Genomic DNA, 25,584 nt, shown 5'->3' with positions numbered 1-25,584 from the left:
GTCGGAGCGGCGGGACCGGTCCGCCAACGAGGGCATGACTTGAGCGCGTTCTTCTCGTCCATCTTCGGCTTCGAGGGGATTCTCCTCGGCACCATCGTGCCCTTCCTGTTCGTGCTGACGGTGGTCGTGTTCGTCCACGAGATGGGCCATTACCTCGTCGGCCGCTGGTGCGGCATCGGCGTGCAGGCCTTCTCCATCGGCTTCGGCCCGGAACTGTTCGGCTTCAACGACCGGCGCGGCACGCGCTGGAAGCTCTCGGCGATCCCGCTCGGCGGCTACGTCAAATTCGTCGGCGACATGAGCGTCACCAGTTCGCCGGACGCCGAGGGGGAGAAAAACCTGTCGCCGGAGGAGCGGCGAATCGCCTTCCACACCCAGCCGGTGTGGAAGCGCGCGGCGACCGTCTTTGCCGGCCCCGCCTTCAACTTCCTGCTCACCATCGCCGTCTTCGCGGTCATGTTCGCCGCCTACGGGCGCGACGTGCGCGAGCCCATGGTCGCCCAGGTCAACCCCGGCAGCCCGGCCGCGAGCGCCGGCTTCCAGCCCGGCGACCGGTTCGTGTCGATCAACGGCCGGCAGATCGAGACCTTCGACGATGTCCGGCGGATCGTCTCCGGACGGGCGGGCGATACGCTCACCTTCGTCATGCTGCGCGACGGCAAGGACGTGACCCTCACGGCGACGCCGCAGATCGTCGAGCAGCAGGACGCGCTGGGCAATGTCATGAAGGTCGGCGTGATCGGCGTGGTCAACGACGAGCAGCTCGGCCAGCCCAGGCATATCGACTACGGCCCGGTCGAGGCCATCGGCGCGGCGGTGAGCCAGACCGGCCATATCATCGCCGCCACCGGTCAATTTTTGAAACGGTTTGTCGTCGGGCGTGAGGACAAATGCCAGCTCGGCGGCCCGGTCCGCATCGCCGACATGGCCGGCAAGGCGGCGAAGGCCGGCTTCGAGTGGCTGGTCCAACTCGTCGCCATGCTGTCGGTCGGCATCGGCATCCTGAACCTGCTGCCGATTCCGCCGCTGGACGGCGGTCATCTCGTCTTCTACGGCTACGAGGCCGTGTTCCGCCGTCCCGTGCCCGAGCGCATGATGGAGGCGGTCTACAGGACCGGAATGTTCCTGGTCCTGGCCTTTATGGCCTTCGTGTTCTGGAATGATCTGTTCGGATGCTGATTCCGTGGGGGAAATCAATGCGAGAAACGCGATGTTACGGTCTCGTTTACCATGAGCGCCGATTGGCGTGACGCCAATGTCACGGCCGGGTGCGAAGTAAACGGCGGTTAACCAGAAGCCTTGCGTATAGGGAAAATCCGGTTAATACCGTAAGCGCAAATGTCCGCGACGTCCGGTTTTCTCGCCGTGGGGACTACGAGAAAAAGGTAATTTGAGCCCGATGAAGGCAGTTTCTAATTTTCTGGGCGCCGCGTCCGCGATTGCCCTCTCAGCGGCGGTCGCCGTTCCTGGCGCTATCGTCGTCCAGCTTGCTGCCGTCCCGGCCGCTTATGCGGCCGTGGTGAGCAGCATCGAGGTTCGCGGCAACCAGCGTGTCGAAGCCGACACGATTCGCAGCCAGACCGGGATCACGCCGGGCAGGTCGTTCTCAAATGCCGATGTCGACGAGGCGGTGAAGCGGCTGTTCGCCACCGGCTTGTTCTCGGATGTGCGCATCAACCAGGTCGGCTCGACGCTGGTCGTCCAGGTCTCCGAGTACCGGGTGGTCAACCAGGTGCTCTTCCAGGGCAACAAGAAGATCAAGGACGCCGCCCTGACGGGCGCCGTGCAGCTCAAGCCGCGCGGCACCTTCACGGACGCCGCGATGGAAGCCGACGCGGAAGCGATCCGCGACGCTTATCGCCGCATCGGCCGCGACGACGCCACGGTGACGCCGCAGGTGATCGATCTCGGCGACAACCGCGTGAACGTGGTCTACACCGTGCAGGAAGGCGACCGCACCAAGATCGCGGCGATCAATTTCGTCGGCAACAACGCCTTCGGCGACCGCCGGCTGTCCGACGTCATCGCCACCAAGCGCTCGACCTTCCTGTCGTTCCTGCTGCGCGACGACATCTATGACGAACAGCGCCTGCGCGCCGACGAGGAGCTGCTGCGGCGCTTCTATTACAATCGCGGCTACGCCGACTTCCAGGTGATCTCGGCGATCGGCGAGCTGGACGAGGCGTCCAACCAGTACACCATCACCATCACCGTCGAAGAGGGCGCTCGCTACACCTTCGGCGACATCTCCATCGACAGCACCATTCCCGACGTGGACACCACGAAGCTTCAGTCGCTGGTGACGACGCATAGCGGCGACGGCTACAGCGCCAAGAACGTCGAGGATTCGATCATCGCGCTCACCGAGCAGATGGCCGGCCAGGGTTACGCCTTCGCGCAGGTCACCCCGCGCGGCGACCGCAACTTCGAGAACCATACGATCGCGGTCACCTACGCCATCGATCAGGGCCCGCGCACCTATATCGAGCGCATCGAGATCCGCGGCAATGCACGCACCCGCGACTTCGTGATCCGCCGCGAATTCGACGTCAGCGAGGGCGACGCCTTCAACCAGGTTCTCATCCAGCGCGCCAAGCGGCGGCTGGAGAAGCTCAACTTCTTCGAGCGCGTCGACATCTCGACGGTGCCCGGGTCCGAGCCGGACCAGGTGGTGCTGGTGGTCGACCTGGTGGAGAAGTCGACGGGCGAACTGTCGATCGGCGCAGGCTACACCACGGGCGGCCAGACCCCTGGACCGTCGGTCGAGGGTTCGATCACCGAGCGCAACTTCCTCGGCCGCGGCCAGTTCATCCGCTTCGCCGCGGGCGTGGGCCGCCGGTCGCGCGACTTCACCTTCTCCTTCACCGAGCCCTATTTCCTCGGGCGCCGCATCGCGGCCGGCTTCGACATCTTCCGCCAGACGCGCACCTACGACGACTACCAGAGCGAGACGACCGGCGCGACCGTGCGCTTCGGCCTGCCGATCACCGAGGCGCTGACGACGCAGACGGCCTACACCTTCGCGCAGGAGAAGTACGAGTTCCGCGACAATTGCGATCCGGAAGACGGCGATCCCAATCCGTGCGACGTGTCGGAGGCAATCGTCGACGGCATCGACAACAGCCCGTGGAACAAGTCGTCGATCTCGCAGTCGCTGATCTACAACACGATCGACGACATGAAGAACCCGCATTCGGGTATCTACGCCAACCTGACGGCCGAGTTCGCCGGCATCGGCGGCGACGCCAAGTACATCAAGCTGACCGGCCGCGGCTCCTACTATAAGACGCTGTCGGAAGAGTATGACATCGTCGGCCTGGCGGTCGTCGGCGGCGGCTACATCACCGGTTACGGCAGCGAATCGGATCTGCGCATCTTCGACCATTTCCAGGCCAACGACCGTATGATCCGCGGCTTCGAATACAACGGCATCGGTCCCTATGATGCCGATACCGATGACCATCTGGGCGGCACCACCTACTTCAACGCCTCGGTCGAGGCGCAATTCCCGGTGCCGGTCATTCCGGAGAGCTTCGGCCTGCGGGGCGCCGTGTTCGCCGACGCGGCGACGCTCTACGGCAACGACATCGGCAATGATGACGTCGAGGTCGCCGGCTCGAGCATGAAGTGGCGTGCGTCGGTCGGCGCGGGCCTGATCTGGGCGTCGCCCTTCGGTCCGCTGCGTGTCGACTATGCCCTGCCGGTGGTCAAAGAGGACAACGACCAGGAGCAGAACTTCAACTTCGGCATCTCCACGCGCTTCTGAAGCAACGAGCGGTCCGGGCACCTGTGCCCGGACGCAAAGGTCTGCATGTCCGAAACCGAATTCTTCGCATCGGTGCGTCGCTACTCGGCATCTGAGATCGCGACGCTCACCGGCGCCGAGATCAAGACACCCGAATTGGCGAACACCCTGGTCGACTCCATTGCCGCCGCGGCCACCGGCGGCGACGGTGCGCTGGTGTTCGTCGAGGGCAAGCGCAACGCCGCCCTGATGGACGGGCTGCGCGCCGCCGCCATCCTGTGCACGGCGGACGTGGCCGAGCGTGCCCCGGGGGGCATTGCCGTCCTGGTGACGCCGCGGCCGCAATATGCCTTCGCCATGGTCGGCCGGCTGCTCTATCCGGAAGCCGCGTCGCCGGTCGCCATGACCGGCGAGACCGGCATTTCGCCCGCGGCCCATGTCGATCCCGGCGCCCGGCTGGAAGCAGGTGTCGTCGTCGAGGCCGGCGCGGTGATCTCCGCCGGCGTGGCGATCGGGGCGGGTACGATCATCGCTCCGAACGCCGTCGTCGGCCGCGACTGCAAGATCGGCCGCAACTCCTATGTCGGGCCGAACGCCGTCGTCCAGTATGCGCTGCTCGGCGACCGGGTGATCGTGCATGCCGGCGCCAAGATCGGCCAGGACGGGTTCGGCTTCGCCATCGGCAAGGCCGGCCCCGAGCGCATCCCGCAGATCGGCCGCGTCATCGTCCAGGACAATGTCGAGATCGGCGCCAACACGACCCTCGACCGCGGCGCGCTCGCCGACACGGTGATCGGCGAGAACACCAAGATCGACAACCTCGTGCAGATCGCCCACAACGTGCGCATCGGCCGCAATTGCGTGATCGCCGGGCTGTCGGGCATTTCCGGCTCGGTGACCTTCGGCGACAATGTGATGGTGGCGGGTGGGGTCGGCATCGCCGATCACCTCAGCATCGGCACGGGCGCCCAGCTTGCGGCCCGCAGCGGCTTCATGCATGACGTTCCGGCAGGCGAGGTGTGGGCAGGCTATCCCGCCAAGCCGATCGGCCAGGCGATGCGCGAGATCGCCACGCTCGGCAGGCTGACAAAGGCTAGGGCAAGGAAGCAGGACAATGGCTGAGGCCGTCACCCTCGAGGCGATCGACATTCTCGGCGTGCTGAAGCTCCTGCCGCATCGCTATCCGTTCCTGCTGGTTGACCGCATCATCGCCATCGACGGCGACAACTCGGCCGTCGGCATCAAGAACGTGACCTTCAACGAGCCGCACTTCCAGGGCCACTTTCCCGGCCAGCCGGTCATGCCCGGCGTGCTCATCATCGAGGCGATGGCGCAGACGGCGGGTGCCATTTGCATCCGCAACCGCGGCTCCGACAGCCCCTCGATCGTCTATTTCATGACCATCGACAACGCCAAGTTCCGCAAGCCTGTCGTGCCTGGAGACCGGCTGGAAATCCATGTGAAGAAGCTCAAGCAGCGCGGCACCATCTGGCGCTTCGCCTGCGAGGCGCTGGTCGACGGGGCGAAGGCGGCGGAGGCCGAGATTTCCGCCATGATCGCCGGCGCGGCCTGACCAAAGAGATCATGACCGAAACCTTCATCCATCCCCTTGCCGTCGTCGAGCCGGGCGCCCAGATCGGCGCCGGCGCCGAGATAGGCCCGTTCTGCCATGTCGGTGCCGACGTCGTGATCGGCGACGGCACGAAACTGATCAGCCATGTTGTCGTCGCCGGCGCCACCACGATCGGCCGCGACTGCACGATCCACCCGCAGGCGGTGCTCGGCGGGCCACCGCAAAGCACCGGCCACAAGGGCGGGCGTACGACGCTGACCATCGGCGACAACTGCATCATCCGCGAATTCGTCAGCATGAACACCGGCACCGATTTCGGCCGGGGAGCGACGACCGTTGGCAATAACGGCCACTTCCTCGCCTATGTCCACATCGCGCATGACTGCTCGATCGGCAACAACGTCACCCTGACCAACGGCGTGACGCTTGCCGGCCATTGCGAGGTGGGCGACTTCGTCGGCATCGGCGGGCTGACCGCAATCCACCAGTTCGTGCGGATAGGCAACAACGCTTTCGTCGCCGGCGGCTCGATGATTCTCGGCGATATCGTCCCCTACGCCATGGTGGGCGGCAACCGCGCGGTGCTGCGCGGCATGAACGTCGTCGGCATGAAGCGCTCCGGCGTGCCGCATGCCGAGGTGCTGAAGCTGCGGCTGGCCTACAAGACGCTGTTCGACCGGTCGCGCACGCTTGCCGAGAACATCGAGACCGCACGCGAGAAATTCGCCGATTCTCCCTATGCGATGCGCGTGGTCGAGTTCATGCTGGCGCGCGGCAAGAGGCAGTTCACGCTCCCGCCGCTGAAAGGCGCGGCCGATGACGACGCCGACGGCCAGGACTGAGGCGCCGTCCATCCAGCTCGGCTCCGGCGACAAGGTCGCGGTGGTGGCCGGCAGCGGCCGGCTGCCGGTGGAGGTCGCCGAAGGCCTCGCCCGCCAGAACCATGCGCCGCTCGTCGTGCTGGTGCGCGGCGAGACGGACCAGCGGGCGGCGTTTGCACCCTTCGAGAGCATGGAGATCGGGCTCGGCGAGTTCGCCTCGGCTCTGTCCAGCCTGAGACGGCGCGGCATAACGCATATGGTGCTCGCCGGCGGCATCGGGCGCCGGCCCGCCTGGCGTGAGTTCCGGCCCAGCCTGTCCCTGCTGCGTCATCTGCCGCGGGCGCTTGCCGCGCTGCGGCGCGGCGACGACGGCCTGCTGACCGTCCTGATACGCACCATCGAGCGGGAGGGCATCAAGGTCGTCGGCGCCCATGAGATCGTGCCGGATCTGCTCGCCGTCGAAGGGCCGATGAGCCGCGAGAGGCCGCGCGCCGCCGATTGGCCGGATATCGACGCCGCCTATGCCGCGGCGCGCGCCATCGGCGCGCTCGACATAGGGCAGGGCACGGTGGCGATCGGCGGCCGGGTGATCGCGGTCGAAGGCATCGAGGGCACCGACGGACTGCTGGAGCGTGTGAAGGCCCTGCGCAGCCACGGCCGGCTCGCCGGCAAGTCGCGCGGCGTCCTGGTCAAATGCGCGAAGCCCGGGCAGGAGCTGCGCGCCGACCTACCGGCGATCGGCCCGGCGACGGTCGACATGGCGCACGCCGCCGGCCTCGCCGGCATCGGCGTCGAGGCCGGGCGGGCGCTGGTCCTGGATGTCGGCGATCTCGTCGAGCGCGCCGACGCACTCGGCCTGTTCGTGGTCGGCCTGCCGCGGGAGCGCACGCCATGAATACGCGCCCGCTGAAGATCGCCGTGATCGCCGGGGAGGAGTCCGGCGACCTGCTCGGCCACGATCTTGTCGAGGCGCTGCGGCGCACCACCGGCAGGGATGTCGCGCTTGTCGGAACCGGCGGCCGCCATCTGCAGGAACTCGGCCTGCGCTCGCTGTTCGACACTTCCGAGATCGCCCTGATGGGCATCGGCGCCATCCTGCGCGACCTGCCGCGACTCGTCCGCCGCATCGGCCAGACGGCGCGCGCCATCGTCGCCGAGCGGCCGGACTGCCTCGTCACCATCGACAGCCCGGAATTCGCGCTACGCGTCGCCAAAAAGGTCCGCGCCGCCGATCCGACCATCCCGATCGTGCATTATGTCTGCCCGTCGGTATGGGCATGGCGGCCGGGCAGGGCACCCGCGATGCGTCCCTATGTCGACCGCATCCTGTGCCTGCTCCCCTTCGAGCCGGCCGAGCTCGAGCGGCTGGGCGGCCCGCCCGGCACATTCGTCGGCCACCGGCTCGCCACCGATCCTGGCATCCTGACCGCCGCGCGGCTGCAGGCGGGCCGTATGGTTTCGCCACCCGGCGAGCCGCGCAACCTTCTCGTGCTGCCGGGCTCGCGGCGCAGCGAGGTCGGCCGGCTGCTCGCCCCGTTCGCGGACACGCTGGCGCAGCTTCGCGCCCGCGGCCATCGGCTGAACCTGCTGCTGCCGACCGTGCCGCACGTCGCCGAACGGGTGCGCGACGCCACGTCGGGCTGGCCGGACCGCCCCGAGATCATTCTGGATGCCGAGCGCAAATGGCAGGCTTTCGGGGAGGCGGACGCCGCGCTCATCGCGTCCGGCACCGTCTCGCTCGAGCTGGCGCTGGCCGGCGTGCCCTTCATATCCTGCTACAAGCTCGATCCGGTCGGCCGCGTGTTTCAGGGACTGGTCACGGTATGGTCGGCGTCGCTGCCCAACATCATCGCCGACCGGGTCGTCGTGCCGGAGCACTATAACCAGTATGTCCGCCCGCTGCATCTGGCGCGCGAGCTGGAGGGCCTGTTCGCCGACACGCCCCTGCGCGCCTGGCAGAAACAGGGCTTTGCCGAAGTCGCGCGGCGCATGCGCACCGACAGGCCGGCGGGAGAGCTGGCGGCGGAAGTGGTGCTGGAACTAGCGAATAGGGAATAGTGAGTAGCGAATAGGGAAGGGAGGTGGCCCTATTCCCTACTCGCTATTCGCTTCTTACCGTTTCGCAATCGGCACGAAATCGCGTTCCGCCGGGCCGGTGTAGAGCTGGCGCGGCCGGCCGATCTTCTGCTGCGGATCCTCGATCATTTCCTTCCACTGGGCGATCCAGCCGACGGTGCGGGCGACCGCGAACAGCACGGTGAACATGGTGGTGGGGAAACCGAGCGCCTTCAGCGTGATGCCCGAATAGAAATCGATGTTCGGGTAGAGCTTCTTTTCAATGAAATATTCGTCGGTTAGCGCGATACGCTCCAACTCGATGGCGACGTCCAGCATCGGGTCGTCCTTGATGCCGAGTTCGCCGAGCACCTCATGCGTGGTCTTCTGCATGATCTTGGCGCGCGGATCGTAGTTCTTGTAAACGCGGTGGCCGAAGCCCATCAGGCGGAACGGATCGTCCCGGTCCTTGGCGCGCCCGATGAATTCGGGGATGCGGTCGACCGTGCCGATCTCCGACAGCATGTTGAGCGCCGCCTCGTTGGCGCCGCCATGCGCCGGACCCCACAGACAGGCGATGCCGGCGGCGATGCAGGCGAAAGGATTGGCGCCCGACGACCCGGCCAGCCGGACCGTCGAGGTCGAGGCGTTCTGCTCGTGGTCGGCGTGCAGGATGAAGATGCGCTCCATGGCGCGCGCCAGCACCGGATTGACCTTGTATTCCTCGCACGGCACGGCGAAGCACATGTGCAGGAAGTTGGCGGCGTAGCCGAGGTCGTTCTTCGGGTAAATGAAGGGCTGGCCGATATGGTACTTGTAGGCCATGGCGGCAATCGTCGGCATCTTGGCGATCAGGCGCACGGAGGCGACCATGCGCTGGTAGGGATCGGAGATGTCGGTGGAGTCGTGATAGAAGGCCGACAGCGCGCCGACCACGCCGCACATGACCGCCATCGGATGGGCGTCGCGACGGAAGCCGGTGAAGAAGCGGCTCATCTGCTCATGCACCATGGTGTGGCGCGTGACGCGGTGGTCGAAATCGTCCTTCTGCGCCTTGGTCGGCAGCTCGCCGTAGAGCAGCAGGTAGCAGACTTCCAGGAAATCGCTGTGCTCGGCCAGCTGGTCGATCGGATAGCCGCGGTGCAGCAGCACGCCGGCGTCGCCGTCGATGAAGGTGATCTCGGATTCGCAGCTGGCCGTCGACGTGAAGCCGGGGTCGTAGGTGAACGCGCCGGTGTCCTTGTAGAGCGAGGCGATGTCGATCACTTCGGGCCCGACGGAGCCCGGTCGAACCTTCAGCTCGTGCGTCTTGCCCCTGAATTCCAGCTTCGCTGTCGATTCGGTCATGCGGATACCCCTTTGTTTAAGGTCGGGATAGCGGCGGCTGGTTGCCGCCACGTGGATGCCGACTTGAGTGCGGTTTCACCCCGCTGTTCAAGCCGTATCCGGGAGCTTCTGAAGGCGGCGGCAATGTTGCACCGCAGCAGAAGGGTTGCAATGGCCCTTGATGAGGCCAGGGAAGGACTAATCGATTTGATCTCCGATGCGTGCCAAACTCTCTTCTCGACCCAGCACCGCCAGCACGTCGAACACGCCCGGCGAGGTGCTGCGACCGGTCAGCGCGGCGCGCAAGGGCTGCGCCACCTGGCCGAGCTTCACCCCCTGCGCGGTCGCGAATTCGCGGACGGCCGCCTCCGTCGACTGCGCCGTCCAGTCGCCGGCGACGCCCGTGAGCGCGGCCCAGGCGCCGGCCAGCACCGTGCGCGGGCGCTCGCCGAGCAGCGCCACCGCCTTTTCGTCCATTGCCAGCGGCCGCTGCGCGAACAGGTAAGTAGCGCTGTCCGCCAGTTCGACCAGCGTCTTGGCGCGCTCCTTCAATCCCGGCATTGCCGCCAGCAGCTTTGCCTTATGCGTTTCGTCGATCCCGGCCGCGAGCGGGCCCGGGGTCGCCAGATGGGGCAGGGTGGCGACCAGTGCCTCGGTCAGCTCCGCGTCATCCATCCGGCGCATATAGAGGCCGTTCAGCGCCTCCAGCTTCTGGAAGTCGAAGCGCGCCGCACCGCGGTTGACGTCCTCGATCTCGAACCAGCGGACCATGTCGCCGATCGACATGACCTCGTCGTCGCCATGGCTCCAGCCGAGCCGCGCCAGGTAATTGAGCAGCGCCGCAGGCAGGTAGCCCATGGCGCGGTATGCCTCGACGCCGAGGGCGCCGTGCCGCTTCGACAGTTTTGCGCCGTCGGCGCCGTGGATCAGCGGGATATGCGCCATGACCGGTACCTCCCAGCCCATGGCGTCGTAGATGACCGTCTGGCGTGCGGCGTTGGTCAGGTGGTCGTCGCCGCGGATGATGTGGGTGACACCCATGTCGTGATCGTCCACCACCACGGCATGCATATAGGTCGGCACGCCGTCGGAGCGCAGGATGATGAAGTCGTCGAGATCCTTGTTGGGAAAGCGCACGTCGCCCTGCACGCGGTCGCGCACGACAGTCTCGCCGTCGCGCGGCGCCTTGATGCGGATGGCTCCCTTGACGCCGGCAGGCGCCTCCGAGGAATCGGCGTCGCGCCAGCGGCCGTCATAACGCGGCGGCCGGCCCTCGGCGCGCGCCTTCTCGCGCATGGCCTCCAGCTCGGCCGGCGTCTCGTAGGCGTAATAGGCCTTGCCCTTGGCCACCAGATACTCGGCCACCTCGCGGTGGCGCTGCGCGCGGCCGAATTGCGAGATCGGCTCGCCCTCCCAGGTGAGGCCGAGCCAGGTCAGCCCGTCGAGGATCGCCGCCGTCGCCGACTCCGTCGAGCGCTCGCGGTCGGTGTCCTCGATCCTGAGCAGCATCGTGCCGCCGGTGTGGCGGGCATAGAGCCAGTTGAACAGCGCCGTGCGGGCTCCGCCGATATGCAGATAGCCGGTAGGCGAGGGGGCGAAACGGGTGACGACGGGCTTGGACATCGGCCTCTCGGCAAAGCGCTGCCGCCGCCCGGCAGTCCCGTGCGGCGGATGCGTGGAAATCGGTCGGCGTTCATGTAGCATAGAAGGTCGGGGGCGCAAGGCCGGAGAAAGCCGGCAGGCTTGCCTTGGCGCCGGGGTGGAGCCATGGCGGACACATCCGCGGGCGACTGGGACGAGCGGCTTCTGCTGCGCGGCGCAAGCCAGCCGCCGCAGGAGGTGGCCGCGGTCGCACCTTTTCCGCGCCTTCCCGTCAACTCGCGGCGGACCGGACGACCATTCCTCATCATCGCGGGCAAGGCACGGACGGCGCTTCCGATAGCATTCCATGCCGCGGAATCGGCCGCCACGCTCGAGGTCGAACGCGGAACCCTCTTTCTGCTCGTGCCCGTCTTCCTCGCCGTTGGTGCGCTCCTCTATTTCCAGATTTCCTTTGAACCCGACGGCCGCCTTCTGCTGGCCGCGACGGCGACCATGATCGCGGCGATGACGTTCGGCCCTCGTGCCGCCGCATGGCGGCTGCCCGTCCTTGCGGTGCTGCTGGTCTGCCTCGGCGCGCTGCTGGGAAAGGTAGAGACCTGGCGCGCGGGGACGGCCATGCTCGGTGGCGAAGTCGCCACGCGCGTCAATGGCTATGTGACTGGTCTCGACCGGCTGGCCAATGGCCGGGTACGCCTGACGATCGACGTCGCGTCGACCGAGCGCCCGCGGTTGCGCTATGCGCCGCAGCGTATCCGCGCCACGGCGCGCAAGCTGCCCGAAGGTGTCGCGGTGGGCTCGACGGTGAGCGGCCTGGTGCGGCTGCGCCCGCCGTCGGGACCGGTGCGGCCCGGCAGCTACGACTTCTCCTTCGAAAGCTATTTCGACGGGATCGGCGCGAGCGGCTTCTTCATGAGCGGGCCGGAGCTGGCCTCCTCGCGGACCGCGAGCCTGGCCGGGCGGTTCACGGCAGCGCTGGAGAACGTCCGCAACCGGTTTGCCGAGCGAGTCCGGCAGCGGGTCGCGGGGGCGGAAGGGGAGATTGCCGCGGCGCTGATGGTCGGCGTGCGCGCCGGCATCCCGGACGAGACCAGCGAGGCGCTGCGGCGCACCGGGCTCTACCATGTGATTTCGATCTCCGGCCTGCACATGGCGCTGGTCGCCGGCGTGGTCATCGGGGCGCTGCGCGCGGGGATGGCCCTGTTTCCGGGATTTGCGTCGCGGCGGCCGGTGAAGAAATACGCCGCCGCGGGCGGCCTGGCGGCGGTCGCCGGCTATCTCGCCATCTCCGGCGGCGAGGTCGCGGCGCAGCGCAGCTTCCTGATGCTGGCTGTGATGCTCGTTGCCGTGCTGTGCGACCGCGCGGCGCTGACCATGCGCAATCTCGCCATCTCGGCGATCATCGTGCTCGTGCTCACGCCGCACGAAGTGGTCGGCCCGAGCTTCCAGATGTCCTTTGCCGCGACCGCGGCGCTGGTCGCTGCCTATGCCTGGTGGAGCGAGCGGCGCAACGCGGAGGCGGGGACCATGCCGGCGCAGCCATCGTTCGCGGCCATGGCGCTGCGCCGGACCGTCGGGATAGCCGTCGGGCTGTTCGTTACCTCGCTGGTCGCCGGCCTCGCCACCACGGCCTACGGCGCCTACCACTTCCAGCGCATCGCTCCGCTCAGCCTCGGCGCCAATCTGGTGGCCATGCCGATCGTCTCCGTGGTGGTGATGCCGGCGGCGGTCCTTGCCGCCGCGGCGATGCCGTTCGGATTGGACGGACCTTTCCTCGATCTGATGGGCAAGGGGATTTCCGCGATGGTGGCGGTGGCCGAGTGGTTTTCACGGCGCTCGCCGGTGGATGCGGTCGGCCTGATCTCGGTTGGTTCCGTGCTGCTGCTGACGCTCGCCCTGGTGATTGCCACGGTCGCCACCACATGGCTGAGGCTGGCGGCACTTCCCTTCGCCCTTGCCGGCCTGCTGACGCTCGACAATGTCAGGCCGCCGGATGTCCTGGTTTCCGAGGACGGCGCCCTGGTCGGACTGCTCGACGCGCAAGACGGGCTTGCCGTCAACCGAACGCGCGCCAACGCCTTCACTGCCCAGAACTGGCAGCGGGCTCTCGAGGGAAGGGCGGTGCACAAACCACAACGCATCGTCGAGCGGCCTGGGCCGACCGCCGACAAGCGCGAGACCGGCGGAAACCGGCCACGGCAGGGCGACCCGATCGACGATGTCCCGCCGGCCGCCGCACGGAACGAAAAAACGGCCGGAAGCGAGGCGGACGGGCCAACCCTCGAATCGATCGCGCTTGCCGCCCGCGACGGCGGCGGCTTCCTGTGCGGGCCTGCCGGTTGCGCCGCGCGCCTTATGTCGGGGGCGGTCGTCGTCCACACCGCAGATGCGGAGGAGGCCCGGCGCGCCTGCGCCTTCGCTGCCGTCATCGTGCTCGACGACGCGGCCGTTCCGCTGAAATGCGCCGATGAAAGACTTGCGGTGGTGACGAGGCGCGACCTTGCGCGCTCGGGGAGCGCCGCCGTTTTTCTCACGCCCGGCGCGGGACCGCCGCAAATCGACTTCGCCATCGGCCTGCCGGAGCGGCCATGGCACGGCCATCGCGTCTTCTCACGCGAAGCACGCGGGCTGCCGCCCTATCGCCGGGGCAAGCAGGGCAAGCCGCAGGACCCACTGGCACCCGCCGGAACGGACGTGCCTGCGAGGGCAGCAACGGATAGCCGAGCTGCCACTGCCGACAGCGATGGCGTGGACCGCGTCCCGATCGTTCCCGATTCCTCGCCCAAACCGTCGTCCGGTGCCGATGCCGGGGAGACCTCCGGCCGGCCCTGAGGTCCGCCCGCCGAAAAATCAGTAACGCCGGATCAGGCCGACCAGCTTGCCCTGGACCCGTACGCGGTCCGGCCCGTAGATGCGCGTCTCATAGGCGGGGTTGGCCGCCTCCAGCGCAATGGAGGCGCCCTTGCGGCGGAAACGCTTCAGCGTCGCCTCCTCGTCGTCGACCAGCGCCACCACGATCTCGCCGGGGTTGGCGGTGTTGGCATTGCGGATGATCACCGTGTCGCCGTCGAGGATGCCGGCCTCGATCATCGAGTCGCCCTTGACCTCCAGCGCATAGTGCTCGCCGCCCGACAGCATTTCCGGAGGGATCATGATGGAATGCGTGCGATGCTGGATGGCGTCGATCGGCACGCCGGCGGCGATGCGGCCCATGACCGGGACGGAGACGCCGGGGCCGGCCTCGTCGTCGTTGCTGGCGACGGGCGCCCGCGCCGGCTCGGCGGGACGCTTGCCGAGGCTGCCTTCGATGACGCTGGGCGAGAATTTTCGCGCGGGAGCGAGCCCTGGCGCGATCGTATCGGGCAGGCGGATCACCTCCAGCGCGCGAGCCCGGTTGGGCAGGCGGCGAATGAAGCCGCGCTCCTCGAGCGCGGTGATCAGACGGTGGATGCCGGATTTCGACGCCAGGTCGAGCGCCTCCTTCATCTCGTCGAAGGAGGGAGGAATGCCGGACTCCTTCAGCCTCTCATGGATGAAGAGCAGGAGTTCGTATTGCTTGCGCGTCAGCATCTTGGCCCCATCCGGAATCGCGTCAAAACAAAACCAGAACAAACACTATCTGTTCCATTTGTGTTCCGCAACCGCTAAATGTCGGGTTAACGGATCGCGACAGGGGCACGATGGCTGAAAAATATTATGTTTCGGCGTCTTGTCGGTGCCTACACCGCACGGCAAGCAGAAAGCGTGGTAAAACGCCCCATTACTTCCGGCAAAGACGGCGGGGGCCGTCGAAAGGCTGGAACGTGCAGTCGGACGGCGTGAAGCTGCGATAGGCCCTGGCGCAGGCAACGACGTTGCAATCGGGGCGGGCCGGCGCCCTGGCGGCAACCGAGGACGTGGTGATCCCATCGATGCCGGCACTGTCTTGCGGCGGCGGAGGGACCGAAACCATCGACGCCAGATGCAACCGTCCGGCCGGCTGCCTGTCGAACACCCCCATGCTGGCCGCATAAAGCGCCAACGCCGTGGCTGCTACGACAGTCGCCAGGGAGAATACGACGGCTCCGCCGATCTCCGGTCCATCGTTCTGTGACCTTCGGTAACGCACCTGCGACCAACTGTCATCGGCACGCGGCAGTTCCACCGCTCGTAAACAATTGATGCCGTCGCATGACCCGGGAGCGGACCGATGGGCCATCGGCCAGAAATCCCGGAAATGGGGCATCTTTCCGGGCGAGCGATCAATGCCAGCCGGGATGGCATTTCCATGCGGGCCGTATCGATTTTCGGAAGGAGTGGCTCCCCGGGCCGGATTCGAACCAGCGACCAACCGGTTAACAGCCGGTTGCTCTACCGCTGAGCTACCGGGGAACAGGTGCTCGTTCAGCAACGCGGCTGGCTATAGCAAACCCGTTTCGGCTTTGCAAAGCGCCGTTGGGCATTTTTTTGATCGATTTGCTGTCCTATGTGAACGGCGGAGCACGCGGAATCAGAGAATGCGGCTGGCGGAGGCCGTCGCGATCGAAGACGGCGGCGCAAAACGAGACGGTCGATGGACGGAAAACCGCAGCACAAGGAAAGGCACCGGCAGGCGCATCGGACGATCTCCGTTTTTGGTCGCGAGCTACGCATGCCGAAGTCGCGCCCCTTGCGGATCGCGATCGGCGTCCTGCTCATCGTCGGCGGCGTGCTCGGCTTCCTGCCGATACTGGGCTTCTGGATGGTCCCGCTCGGGCTGCTGGTGCTTTCCTACGAGTTCGCCTCCGTGCGCCGTGTGCGTCGCCGTGGTGCGGTCTGGTGGGGGCGGCGGCGACGGCCTTGAGCGGAATTCCGACAGAGCCTGACCCGACACGGGCTCGAATCACCGCGACGGTCGCGGGTCACGGTCGGCCGGCGCGGTTTCCTTGCCCAGCCGGAGACCCGGTCACGCCCTCTCAAGCCGCTGCGGCGGGAGGCTTTCCCGGACGAATCCAGCGGCGGATGCGGATTTAATCAGGTGATGCGAAAAAAACACGTCGGCCACCCCGTTTCGCCGAATGATGTGAAAGGGATGCTTTCCCTGCTGCGCTGTCACTTGACCCGGCCCGGTCGGTTAACCTATTGAGCAGGCACAGAACGCACGGCGGTCTGGCCTCGTGGCGGAGTGGTTACGCAGAGGACTGCAAATCCTTGCACCCCGGTTCGATTCCGGGCGAGGCCTCCATCGCTTTCGGCGCCCCGCCTGCGTCGAAGCCGTGCGTTTCGATGAATACGCGCCCCGCGGCGCCAGGGACGGACCGGTTCGACATGGAAGCAGACTACGCCCAGCGCCGGATACGGATGGTCGACGGCCAGCTGCGCACGACCGACGTGAACAACCAGGCACTGCTCGCCGCCATGCTCACGGTGCCGCGCGAGGAGTTTCTCGACAAAGCCAAGCGCAACCTCGCCTATATCGACGAGGACGTGGAGGTCGCTCCCGCGCAGGGCGGCAATCCTCCGCGCTACCTCATGGAGCCGTCGCCCTTCGCCAAGCTGGTGCAGCTTTGCGACATCGCGCCGTCGGATTTCGTGCTCGATATCGGCTGCGGCACCGGCTATTCGGCCGCGGTGCTGTCGCGGCTCGCCAGTTCCGTCATCGCCCTCGAAACCGATTCGATGCTTGCCGATCTGGCGTCCGAGAATCTCACGCGGCTGGGTTTCGACAATGTCGCCGTCGTGCGCGGCCCGCTGCCGGAAGGCTACGGCGCCGAAGCGCCCTACGATGCGATCCTGGTCGGCGGATCGGTCGACCAACTGCCCGAGGCGCTGTTCGCGCAGCTCAGGGAAGGCGGGCGGCTGGTCGCGGTCGAAGGCCGCGGCAACGCCGGCAAGGCACGGCTCTATTCCAAGTGGAACGGCGTGGTCACTGGCCGCAGCGTCTTCAACACGGCAATTAAGCCATTGCCGGGCTTCGAGCGGGCTTATACATTTCAGTTCTGACGCAGTCGGGGATGGTGGCTCGCAGTCTAGAGTAGTGGTTGCACAACCCTGCCAAAGCGGGGATCGGGCAACGGGTGCGTGGCGGCCGCATGCGCGACCGCTCCGGATAATCCGGGCGGAAGGGCTTTTTGCCGCTGCGGTAGAGGGAAAGTCTGTGCTGTTGTTTCGCAAGTCACTGTTCGCCGCCGTCCTCCTCTCCGCGACCGCGTTGTCGGCCGCGACGGCCTCCGCCGAGACGATTCTCGGCGCGCTGACCAAGGCCTATCAGTTCAACTCGACGTTGAACTCGGCGCGCGCCGGCGCGCGCGTCACCGACGAGAATGTCGCGATCGCCAAGTCCGGTTACCGGCCGACGATCGCCGCCACCGGCAGCATCGATTATACGTCGACCAGGCGTAATCCCAGGCTGTCGGTACTTCCGAACTCGAGCCCGCGCATTACCACCGGCTCGTTCGGTATCGAGCTGCAGCAGATGCTGTTCGACGGCTTCCAGACCAGGAACAATGTCGCCGCGGCCGAGGCGCAGGTGCGTGCCTCCTTCGAGAGCCTGCGCAACAGCGAGCAGAATACGCTGTTCGACGCGGCCAGCGCCTATATGGACGTGATCCGCGACCGCCGGATCGCGGTGCTGACGGAGCAGAATCTCGAATTCCTCAACGAGCAGGCGCGTGCCGCCCGGTCGCGCCTCGAGGTCGGCGAGGGCACGCGCACCGACGTCGCGCAGGCCGACGCCAGCCGCTCCTCGGCCGTCGCCCAGCTGAGCGCCGCGCGTGCGCAGGCGCAGGCCAGCGCCGCGGCCTACCGTCAGATCGTCGGCGAGGAGCCGGGCAATCTGCAGGCCGCCGCGCCGCTGGCGAAGCTCCTGCCCAGGTCGGCCGAGGCGGCCTATGCGATGGCTGCTGCGGAGCATCCCGCAATTCTTGCCTCGGAACATCTTGTCGATGCCGCCGGCTTCCAGGTGAAGTCCGCCGAGGGCGCCCTGCTGCCGCGGGTAACGGGCCAGGCGAGCGTCGGAACAGGCTTTACGAGCACCGAACCCCTCCAAACCACCGACAACGGCAACACCTCGGCCAGCATCGGCGCCTCGCTCACGATACCGATCTATACGGGCGGCCGGACCTCGGCGGAGATCCGCCAGTCCAAGGAGACGTTGGGCCAGGCGCGCATCGACGTCGACGTCCGGCGCGACGATGTCCGCCAGGCGGTCACCTCTGCCTGGACGGCCTATGTCGCCGCGCGCGAGAACGTCCAGGCGAACCGCGAGGTCGTCTCTGCCAGCCAGCTCGCGCTGAACGGCGTGATCGAGGAGCGCAATGTCGGCCAGCGCACCACGCTCGACGTGCTCGACGCGCAGGCCGACGTGATCACCGCGCAGATCAACCTCGCCAATGCGGAGCGCGACGTGGTGGTCGGCAGCTACGCCATTCTTTCGGCGATCGGCGCGCTCAACTCGCAGCGGCTCGGCCTAAGAGTGGCCGAATACAAGCCGCAGGAGCACTACAAGGCCGTCAAGGACAAGTGGTTCGGCCTGCGCACGCCCGACGGCCGCTGACGCGCTCCTTCAGGGCGCGCCTCGCGCGCCCTGCCCTTGCCTGTTGAAATTCCTGCGAAACCGTCTTTGGGGATTCTCGCTGCCCCCCGCCTCGGCTAGGCTGTTGTCATGATTCGTGGGCTGTTCGTGGGGAGCAGCCCAGGCAACAGGTCACAAAGGCGGCGGATGTGACGATGGCACAATTGGGCAGCGCGCAGCGCGAACCTTCGATGGAAGAAATCCTGGCTTCCATCCGCAGGATAATCGAGGACAGCGATTCGGTCCGCCGCGGCGACGATCCGGTGGTGCGACCCGACAACGACATCGCCGCCCCGCAAGGCCTCGCCGAAGCGGCTCCGGCTGCCAACCAGGCTTCGGTGATCGCCGTGGAGGCCTTTCGGAGTGCTCCGCGCGGCGAAGCCGGGATTTTTCCGGAAGCGCGCGAGACCTTCACGATGGCCGACGTGCAGGCACAGGTGATGGCGGACCGCGCAGCGGCACGCGAGGTCGCCGAGCGCGCCTCCGAGGCTGCCGAATTCGAGGCGGCGACCTTCGACGAGGCTTCCACCGCTGCTGAAATCGAGCCGCCGGCCACGGCCGGCGACGGTCCGTCGGAGGATAGCGTCGATGCCTGGCGGCTCGGAATTTCCGAGCCGGAGTCTGTCGAGGCGGCAGGCGAGGCTGATTTCGACATGGACGACGTCGCCAACGCCGTGCTGCGCGACATCGCGTCGGCGCAGGCGCCCTCCGCCGAGGCGGACCATCCGGCGGCGGAGATCGACGAGCCGGACGAGGCTCCGGCCTTTTCCGCCGAACTGGCCCGGCCCGCCATCATTTCCGACCAGACCGAGCGGCAGGTCGCGGCGGCCTTCGGCGAGTTGTCGGAGGCCCTGGCGGCACGCAACCGCAAGAGCCTGGACGAAATTGCGGAGGAAATGCTGCGGCCGATGCTGCAGGACTGGCTCGACAACAATTTGCCGACGCTGGTCGAGCGGCTCGTCCGCGAGGAGATCGAGCGGATCGCCCGCGGCGCCTGAGCCCGGTGAAGGGCGTCGGCAACGACGCCTCACTCAGGAAAGCGGCGGCGTTGGCGACAAGCTACCGGATTATCGCCGGTAAAGCACCATTCCGCCGTGGTGGAGCACGCCGTCGATGAAATCGCCGTCCGCGGTGAAGCCGGTGTCGTCCCAATATTCGATGTGGTCGCCGGTCACCTCGTAACGGCCTTCATAGGCGCGTTCGCGGGTGCCGCGCGCCTCGACATAGCGGTTGTTGGGCAGCAGTTCGTGGCGGATGTGACCGTCTTCGGTGACCCACATGCCGACATAGGGGTGATCAGCCGTCGCGGCCGTCTCCTGTGCTGCAACAGGCTGCCCGAGCAGGGCCATTGCGACAAGCGTTGCCAAGGGCTTTTTCATCTTCCGTCTCCCGATGATTGGATGGGCAGCGCCGAATGAACCAGCGCTGCCGAACGAGGGTTTTTCAATCCGCGCGCGGCGCGTTGTTTTCGACGACGGTCTGATAGGCGACGAGATCGAGGAAGGCTTCGGCCTCGGCGACGCGGCCGTCCTTCATCCGGAAGATCCAGACGAACTGGTTGGCGTAAGGTGCGCCCGAAGTCGTGGTGGCCGAGCCGTCGAAGCGGACGATCACGGTGTCGCCCGATGCCCAGATGCCATGGACCTCGGGAACGATCGGGGTCGCGAGACGGCTGGTCAGCGGAGCCGCGGCCCGTTCGACGAAATTCTCCATCCCGGCATAGGTGCCGGCCGCCGGTCCCGACCCGTGAATGGTCCACTTTATGTCCGCGGCCAGCAACTCGGCAAAGACATTGCCGCCGGCACGCCAATTGTCGAAGGCCTTTCGCACCACCGCTTCGTTGCGGGTGGCCGTATCCGCCTGATCGGCGCGGGCGGCCGTCGTGGCTATGACGAGAGCCGAAGCGACCAAAAGGGCGCGGAGGGGACGGGCGAGGGGGTGCGTCAGTCGCAAAGACGTCATCGGTCGGGTCCTTTCTTCGAAGGGGTTAGGGAATGGCCGCGGCCAAGGCCGCTGGGCTGGCACCGCATCAGTTGGCGGAGGCGGTCGGGCGGATGGTGATCTCGGTGGTGTCGACGCTGTCCGGCGCCTCGATCACCTGCCGCACGGCGCGCGCGATGTCGGCCGGCTGCAGGGCGATGGCGCGATATTCGCCCATCAGCGCTTTGGTTCCTTCATGGGTGATGGTCGAGGCCAGATCGCTTTCGACGACGCCGGGATTGACGCAGGTGACGCGGATGTTCGTGCTTTCCTGGCGCAGCCCGTCGGAAATGGCGCGCACGGCGAATTTCGTGGCGCAGTACACTGCTGCGGTCGGCACGACCTGCAGCGCGCCGATCGAGCCGATATTGATGATCTGGCCGGCGCCCTGCCGCTCCATGATCGGCAGCACCGCGCCGATCCCCCACAGCACGCCCTTGATGTTGACGTCGACCATGCGCTCCCATTCGTCGTGCTTTCCAGCGGAGAGCGGCGAGAGCGGCATCACGCCGGCATTGTTCACCAGGACGTCGATGCGGCCCCAGAGATCGAGCGCGGCCTGCGCGAAATCGGCCATGGAGGCACGGTCGGTAACGTCGAGCGCGCGCGCCTCCGCAGTGCCGCCGGCTGCGCGGATCTCGGCCGCGATGGCCTCGACGCGGTCGCGACGGCGCGCGCCGAGCAGCACCTTGCCGCCATGGGCGGCAAGCTCGCGGGCGATGCCTTCGCCGATGCCGCCCGAGGCGCCGGTGACCAGAATGATCTTGTCCATGTGTCTGCTCCCTTTCATCCCTTCACGGGAGAGATGGACCTTTGCGGCTGTCGCGGGTATCTATCCGTTTATTGACTGGATGGTTAGTCAGGCTTGACGATGAACGTCGACATGAACCTCTTGCCGCTGTTCCAGGCCGTCGCCGAGGAAGCCAATTTCCGCGCCGCAGCCGACCGTCTGGGGGTGACACGCTCGGCCGTGAGCCAGGGCATCCGCAGGCTGGAGGATGGCGTCGGCGTGACGCTGGTGACGCGCACCACGCGCTCGGTGCGACTTACCGAGGCCGGCGAGCGGCTGCGCGCCGCCCTTTCGCGGCCCATGTCCGACATAATGGGCGCGCTGGAACGTGTGGCGGCCGAGGACCAGCCGCGGGGGCTGTTGAAGCTGGCGGTCACCTCGATCGCCGAGACCTTCCTGTCGGGGCCGCTGCTCGCCGGCTTTGCCGAGGCCTATCCGGCCGTGACCATCGACGTGACGGTGACGGACGAGGAGTTCGATATCGTGGCGGCCGGTTTCGACGCCGGCGTCAGGCTCGGCGAGGTGATCGAGCAGGACATGATCGCCGTGCCGGTGACCGGCGACCAGCGCGAAGCGGTGGTGGCGGCGCCAACCTATCTTGCGGCGCATGGCGCGCCGACCCATCCGCGCGAACTGGTCCACCATCGCTGCATCGGCTGGCGGCGCGCGCCCAACGTCGCGCCGCACCGCTGGGAATTCGAGGAGAACGGCGCCGCCTTCGACGTTGCGGTCGAGCCGCAGGTCACCACCAACGATCTTCGCCTGATGCTGCGGACCGCGCTGTGCGGCGCCGGCATCACCTTCGCGCCGCGCGAGACGTTCCAGCCCTATGTGGACAGAGGCGAGCTGGTCTGGCTGCTCGAGGAGTTTTTACCGCCCTTTCCGGGGTTTTTCCTCTATTACCCGCAGCGGCGCAACATGGCGCCGAAGCTGCGGGCCCTCGTCGAGCACGTGCGCCGCTGGAACTGATAGAACGGCTGGAACCGCGGTCATTCGCCGGATGTGCGTCGTCGAAGGGAACTGCCTGAGGCGCTGGCGGTTGACTTGGCCAGACCCTTCCGCTTTAGAGCGGACTTTCCACCAATCGCAGAAGCGCGGGCGCCCCATGCTTGAAAAGACCTATGACGCGAAGGCCGTCGAGCCGCGGATCGCCGAACGCTGGGAAGCGGAGGGCGCCTTCCGCGCCGGCGCGGGCTCCGAGCCCGGCGCCGAGCCGTTCACCATCGTCATCCCGCCGCCCAATGTGACCGGCTCGCTGCATATGGGCCATGCGCTCAACAACACGTTGCAGGACGTGCTCGTGCGCTTCGAGCGCATGCGCGGCAAGAACGTGCTGTGGCAGCCGGGCATGGACCATGCCGGCATCGCCACGCAGATGGTGGTCGAGCGCCAGCTTGCCGCCAGCGGCATCTCGCGCCGCGACATCGGCCGCGACGAGTTCGTCAGCCGGGTCTGGACCTGGAAGGAGCAGTCGGGCGGCTCGATCATGCATCAACTGCAGCGGCTCGGCGCCTCCTGCGACTGGTCGCGCGAGCGCTTCACCATGGACGAGGGCCTGTCGGAAGCCGTTCTCGAAGTTTTCGTGCGCCTTTACAAGGAAGGGCTCATCTATCGCGACAAGCGGCTGGTCAACTGGGATCCCGAGCTGCTGACGGCCGTCTCCGACCTGGAGGTCGAGCAGAAGGAGGTCGACGGCAACCTCTGGCATTTCCGTTATCCCGTCGCCGACGCCGTCTTCGACCCGGAAAACCCGGCGACCTACATAACCGTCGCGACGACCCGGCCCGAGACCATGCTGGGCGACACCGGCGTTGCCGTCCACCCCGGCGACGAGCGCTATCGCGATCTCGTCGGCCGCGAGGTGGTGCTGCCGATCGTCGGCCGCAGGATTCCCGTGGTCGCCGACGAGTATTCGGACCCGGAAAAGGGGACCGGCGCGGTCAAGATCACGCCGGCGCACGACTTCAACGACTTCGAGGTCGGCCGCCGCCAAAAGCTGCCGGCGATCAACATCCTGACCGTCGAGGCGCGGGTCGCGCTGAAGGACAATGACGACTTCCTCGCCGGCCTGGACGTCACGCCGGAGCGCGCGCGGCTGTGGGACCAGCTCGACGGGCTCGACCGCTTTGAGGCGCGCAAGCTCATCGTCCAGATCATGGAGGAGGGCGGTTTCCTCGCCAAGGTCGAGCCGCACCGCCACGCCGTGCCGCATGGCGACCGCGGCGGCGTGCCGATCGAGCCCTTCCTGACCGACCAATGGTACGTGAACGCGGCCGAGCTGGCGAAACCGGCCATCGCCTCGGTGCGCGACGGCGCCACCCGCTTCGTGCCGAAGACCTGGGAAAAGACCTATTTCGACTGGATGGAGAACATCCAGCCCTGGTGCATCTCGCGGCAATTGTGGTGGGGCCACCAGATCCCCGCCTGGTACGGCCCCGACGGGCATGTCTTCGTCGAGAAGACCGAGCAGGAGGCGCTGGACGCGGCGATCGAATATTACCTCGCGCTGGAAGGGCCGTGGAAGGCCTGGGTCGAGGACAAGCTGGAGAACTTCAAGCCGGGCGAGATCCTCATCCGCGACGAGGACGTGCTCGACACCTGGTTCTCCTCGGCGCTGTGGCCATTCTCGACGCTGGGCTGGCCGGACAAGACCAAGGAACTTGCCACCTACTACCAGACCGACGTGCTGGTGACCGGCTTCGACATCATCTTCTTCTGGGTCGCCCGCATGATGATGATGGGCCTGCACTTCATGGACGAGGAGCCGTTCCACACGGTCTATGTCCATGCGCTGGTGCGCGACAAGAGCGGCGCCAAGATGTCGAAGTCGAAGGGCAATGTCATCGACCCGCTCGACCTGATCAGCGAATACGGCGCCGACGCGCTGCGCTTCACGCTGACCATCATGGCCGCGCAGGGCAGGGACGTGAAGCTCGATCCGGCCCGCATCGCCGGCTACCGCAACTTCGGCACGAAGCTGTGGAATGCCACGCGCTTCGCCGCGATTAACGGGGTCGCCCGCAACGACGACGTCTGGCTGCAGGACGCCAAGCTGACGGTCAACCGCTGGATCCTGACCGAGCTGACGCGCGCGGCCCGTGCCATCACCGAGGGCATCACCAGCTATCGCTTCAACGAGGCGGCGGGGGCGGCCTACCGCTTCGTCTGGAACGAGTTCTGCGACTGGTATTTGGAGCTGCTGAAGCCGATCTTCACCGGCACGGACGAGGCGGCCAAGGCGGAGAGCCAGGCGGTCGCCGCCTTCGTGCTCGACGAGATCTACAAGCTGCTGCACCCGATGATGCCGTTCATGACCGAGGAGTTGTGGGCGGTCACCGCCGGCGAGGGGCGGGAACGGCCGACCCTGCTCTGCCACGCCCGCTGGCCGGAGCCGGAGTTCGAGGACCATGTCGCGGCGGCGGAGATCAACTGGCTCATCGAGCTGGTTTCCGGCATCCGCTCGGTCCGCTCGGAGATGAACGTGCCGGCGGGCGCGGTCGCGCCGCTGGTCGTGGTCGGCGCCGACGCCACGACCCGCCAGCGGCTGGTGCGCCACGACGCGGCGATCAAGCGGCTGGCGCGTGTCGACGCCGTGGCGCATGCCGATGCGCCGCCGGCCGCCTCCGCCCAGATCGTGCTCGGCGAGGCGACGATCTGCCTGCCGCTCGGCGGACTGATCGACCTCGCCGCCGAATCCGCCAGGCTGCAGAAGGAGCTCGCCAGGGTGACCGAGGAGATCGCGCGGCTGCACAAGAAGCTGTCGAACGAGCGCTTCGTGGCCAATGCGGCGCCGGAAGTGGTCGAGGCGGAGCGGGAGAAGCTGGCCGAATACCAGGCGATCCAAGAGAAGCTGGCAACGGCGCTGTCGCGGGTGCGGGATACCGGCGGCTGAACGCGGAACGGTCGCCGATTCGGCGCACCGTTCTTGCCCGAAAGCTCGGCGCGGCGCCAGAACTTCCGCAAAGTAAGGCGCCGCGGCGCACATTTTTCGCCCGAATGTTGCCACAATGCGACAGACGGGCGAAAAGCGGGGAAATCGGCCGGATTTTTGGCCACCGCCAAGCGTTTTTCTATCATTTTCAAACGAATCGGCGCCAAAATCGGCCGATTTTCGACCTCTGCGGCAGGGCCTGCGGATAATGCTCGAGGCCGCGCCGCCGCCGG

Annotated in this window: 21 protein-coding genes and 2 tRNA genes; 15 read left to right on the top strand and 8 right to left on the bottom strand. The window is 67.0% G+C overall.

The annotated features are described in order from the left end of the window. The first annotated feature begins 39 nt into the window (after positions 1-39). The 7 genes from rseP (at position 40) to lpxB (ending at position 8,197) form a co-directional block, all read left to right on the top strand. Positions 40-1,179 carry an RIP metalloprotease RseP gene (gene rseP / locus C7I84_RS12515; RefSeq protein WP_106772519.1) on the top strand — a complete coding sequence of 380 codons (1,140 nt, stop codon included), beginning with the start codon at positions 40-42 and terminating at the stop codon, positions 1,177-1,179. Positions 1,180-1,399: 220 nt separating this feature from the next. Next, positions 1,400-3,766, top strand: coding sequence for an outer membrane protein assembly factor BamA (bamA, locus tag C7I84_RS12510; protein ID WP_106772518.1), 2,367 nt, complete (start codon positions 1,400-1,402; stop codon positions 3,764-3,766). A gap of 45 nt (positions 3,767-3,811) precedes the next feature. After that, entirely contained in the window at positions 3,812-4,867 is a 1,056-nt protein-coding gene (gene lpxD, locus C7I84_RS12505) for a UDP-3-O-(3-hydroxymyristoyl)glucosamine N-acyltransferase (RefSeq protein ID WP_106772517.1), read from the top strand. Next, a complete protein-coding gene (gene fabZ / locus C7I84_RS12500) occupies positions 4,860-5,318 on the top strand; it encodes a 3-hydroxyacyl-ACP dehydratase FabZ (RefSeq protein ID WP_106772516.1) in 459 nt (152 codons plus the stop codon). Before lpxD ends, fabZ begins: the two co-directional genes overlap by 8 nt. Positions 5,319-5,329: 11 nt before the next feature. Next, the gene (lpxA, locus tag C7I84_RS12495; protein ID WP_106772515.1) at positions 5,330-6,160 is read left to right on the top strand and encodes an acyl-ACP--UDP-N-acetylglucosamine O-acyltransferase; all 831 of its coding nucleotides are present in this window, start codon (positions 5,330-5,332) and stop codon (positions 6,158-6,160) included. Next, positions 6,135-7,034, top strand: coding sequence for an LpxI family protein (locus C7I84_RS12490; protein WP_106772514.1), 900 nt, complete (start codon positions 6,135-6,137; stop codon positions 7,032-7,034). Before lpxA ends, C7I84_RS12490 begins: the two co-directional genes overlap by 26 nt. Continuing rightward, complete coding sequence (lpxB, locus tag C7I84_RS12485; protein WP_106772513.1) at positions 7,031-8,197, top strand: lipid-A-disaccharide synthase; 1,167 nt, start codon at positions 7,031-7,033, stop codon at positions 8,195-8,197. The genes C7I84_RS12490 and lpxB overlap by 4 nt, the downstream gene beginning before the upstream one ends. A gap of 54 nt (positions 8,198-8,251) precedes the next feature. Here the strand turns inward: lpxB and gltA are convergent, their stop codons facing one another. Further along, positions 8,252-9,541 (bottom strand): citrate synthase, encoded by a 1,290-nt coding sequence (gene gltA, locus C7I84_RS12480; protein ID WP_106772512.1) that lies wholly within the window; start codon positions 9,539-9,541, stop codon positions 8,252-8,254. Between the two features lie 177 nt (positions 9,542-9,718). After that, positions 9,719-11,143 (bottom strand): glutamate--tRNA ligase, encoded by a 1,425-nt coding sequence (gene gltX, locus C7I84_RS12475; protein WP_106772511.1) that lies wholly within the window; start codon positions 11,141-11,143, stop codon positions 9,719-9,721. A 144-nt stretch (positions 11,144-11,287) separates the two neighbouring features. Between gltX and C7I84_RS12470 the strand changes: the two genes are divergently transcribed. Further along, a complete protein-coding gene (locus C7I84_RS12470) occupies positions 11,288-13,951 on the top strand; it encodes a ComEC/Rec2 family competence protein (protein WP_106772510.1) in 2,664 nt (887 codons plus the stop codon). A gap of 18 nt (positions 13,952-13,969) precedes the next feature. On the opposite strand, the gene lexA is transcribed toward C7I84_RS12470, so the two are convergent. From lexA to C7I84_RS12455, 3 genes are all read right to left on the bottom strand, one after another. Then, positions 13,970-14,689 (bottom strand): transcriptional repressor LexA, encoded by a 720-nt coding sequence (gene lexA / locus C7I84_RS12465; protein WP_106772560.1) that lies wholly within the window; start codon positions 14,687-14,689, stop codon positions 13,970-13,972. Between the two features lie 190 nt (positions 14,690-14,879). Next, on the bottom strand, positions 14,880-15,071 hold the full coding sequence (locus C7I84_RS31035) for a BA14K family protein (protein WP_425351338.1): 192 nt from the start codon (positions 15,069-15,071) through the stop codon (positions 14,880-14,882). Positions 15,072-15,415: 344 nt separating this feature from the next. After that, positions 15,416-15,490 (bottom strand) — tRNA-Asn (locus C7I84_RS12455). A 181-nt stretch (positions 15,491-15,671) separates the two neighbouring features. Between C7I84_RS12455 and C7I84_RS12450 the strand changes: the two genes are divergently transcribed. The 5 genes from C7I84_RS12450 to C7I84_RS12430 all read left to right on the top strand — a co-directional run bounded on the left by C7I84_RS12450 (position 15,672) and on the right by C7I84_RS12430 (position 19,648). Beyond that, a complete protein-coding gene (locus C7I84_RS12450) occupies positions 15,672-15,941 on the top strand; it encodes a hypothetical protein (protein ID WP_106772508.1) in 270 nt (89 codons plus the stop codon). A gap of 307 nt (positions 15,942-16,248) precedes the next feature. After that, positions 16,249-16,322 (top strand) — tRNA-Cys (locus C7I84_RS12445). 83 nt (positions 16,323-16,405) lie between these two features. Beyond that, positions 16,406-17,080, top strand: coding sequence for a protein-L-isoaspartate O-methyltransferase family protein (locus C7I84_RS12440; protein ID WP_106772559.1), 675 nt, complete (start codon positions 16,406-16,408; stop codon positions 17,078-17,080). Between the two features lie 154 nt (positions 17,081-17,234). Next, on the top strand, positions 17,235-18,632 hold the full coding sequence (locus C7I84_RS12435; protein ID WP_106772507.1) for a TolC family outer membrane protein: 1,398 nt from the start codon (positions 17,235-17,237) through the stop codon (positions 18,630-18,632). Positions 18,633-18,805: 173 nt separating this feature from the next. After that, positions 18,806-19,648, top strand: coding sequence for a PopZ family protein (locus C7I84_RS12430; RefSeq protein WP_106772506.1), 843 nt, complete (start codon positions 18,806-18,808; stop codon positions 19,646-19,648). 69 nt (positions 19,649-19,717) lie between these two features. Here C7I84_RS12430 and C7I84_RS12425 read toward each other — a convergent pair whose 3' ends face one another. The 3 genes from C7I84_RS12425 to C7I84_RS12415 form a co-directional block, all read right to left on the bottom strand. Beyond that, positions 19,718-19,999: an Atu4866 domain-containing protein gene (locus C7I84_RS12425; protein WP_425351337.1), complete on the bottom strand. Its 282-nt coding sequence runs from the start codon at positions 19,997-19,999 to the stop codon at positions 19,718-19,720. A gap of 94 nt (positions 20,000-20,093) precedes the next feature. Next, a complete protein-coding gene (locus tag C7I84_RS12420; RefSeq protein ID WP_106772504.1) occupies positions 20,094-20,612 on the bottom strand; it encodes a nuclear transport factor 2 family protein in 519 nt (172 codons plus the stop codon). A 67-nt stretch (positions 20,613-20,679) separates the two neighbouring features. Next, entirely contained in the window at positions 20,680-21,402 is a 723-nt protein-coding gene (locus tag C7I84_RS12415; protein WP_106772503.1) for an SDR family oxidoreductase, read from the bottom strand. 99 nt (positions 21,403-21,501) lie between these two features. Between C7I84_RS12415 and C7I84_RS12410 the strand changes: the two genes are divergently transcribed. Next, positions 21,502-22,389, top strand: a complete 888-nt coding sequence (locus C7I84_RS12410; RefSeq protein WP_106772502.1) for a LysR family transcriptional regulator — start codon at positions 21,502-21,504, stop codon at positions 22,387-22,389. A gap of 136 nt (positions 22,390-22,525) precedes the next feature. Next, positions 22,526-25,312 carry a valine--tRNA ligase gene (locus C7I84_RS12405; protein WP_106772501.1) on the top strand — a complete coding sequence of 929 codons (2,787 nt, stop codon included), beginning with the start codon at positions 22,526-22,528 and terminating at the stop codon, positions 25,310-25,312. The last annotated feature ends 272 nt before the right edge of the window (positions 25,313-25,584 follow it).

The organism is Kumtagia ephedrae, assembly GCF_003012745.1.
In the GTDB taxonomy this organism is placed as follows: Bacteria; Pseudomonadota; Alphaproteobacteria; order Rhizobiales; family Rhizobiaceae; genus Kumtagia; species Kumtagia ephedrae.
This window is presented reverse-complemented; position numbering and strand designations above follow the sequence as displayed.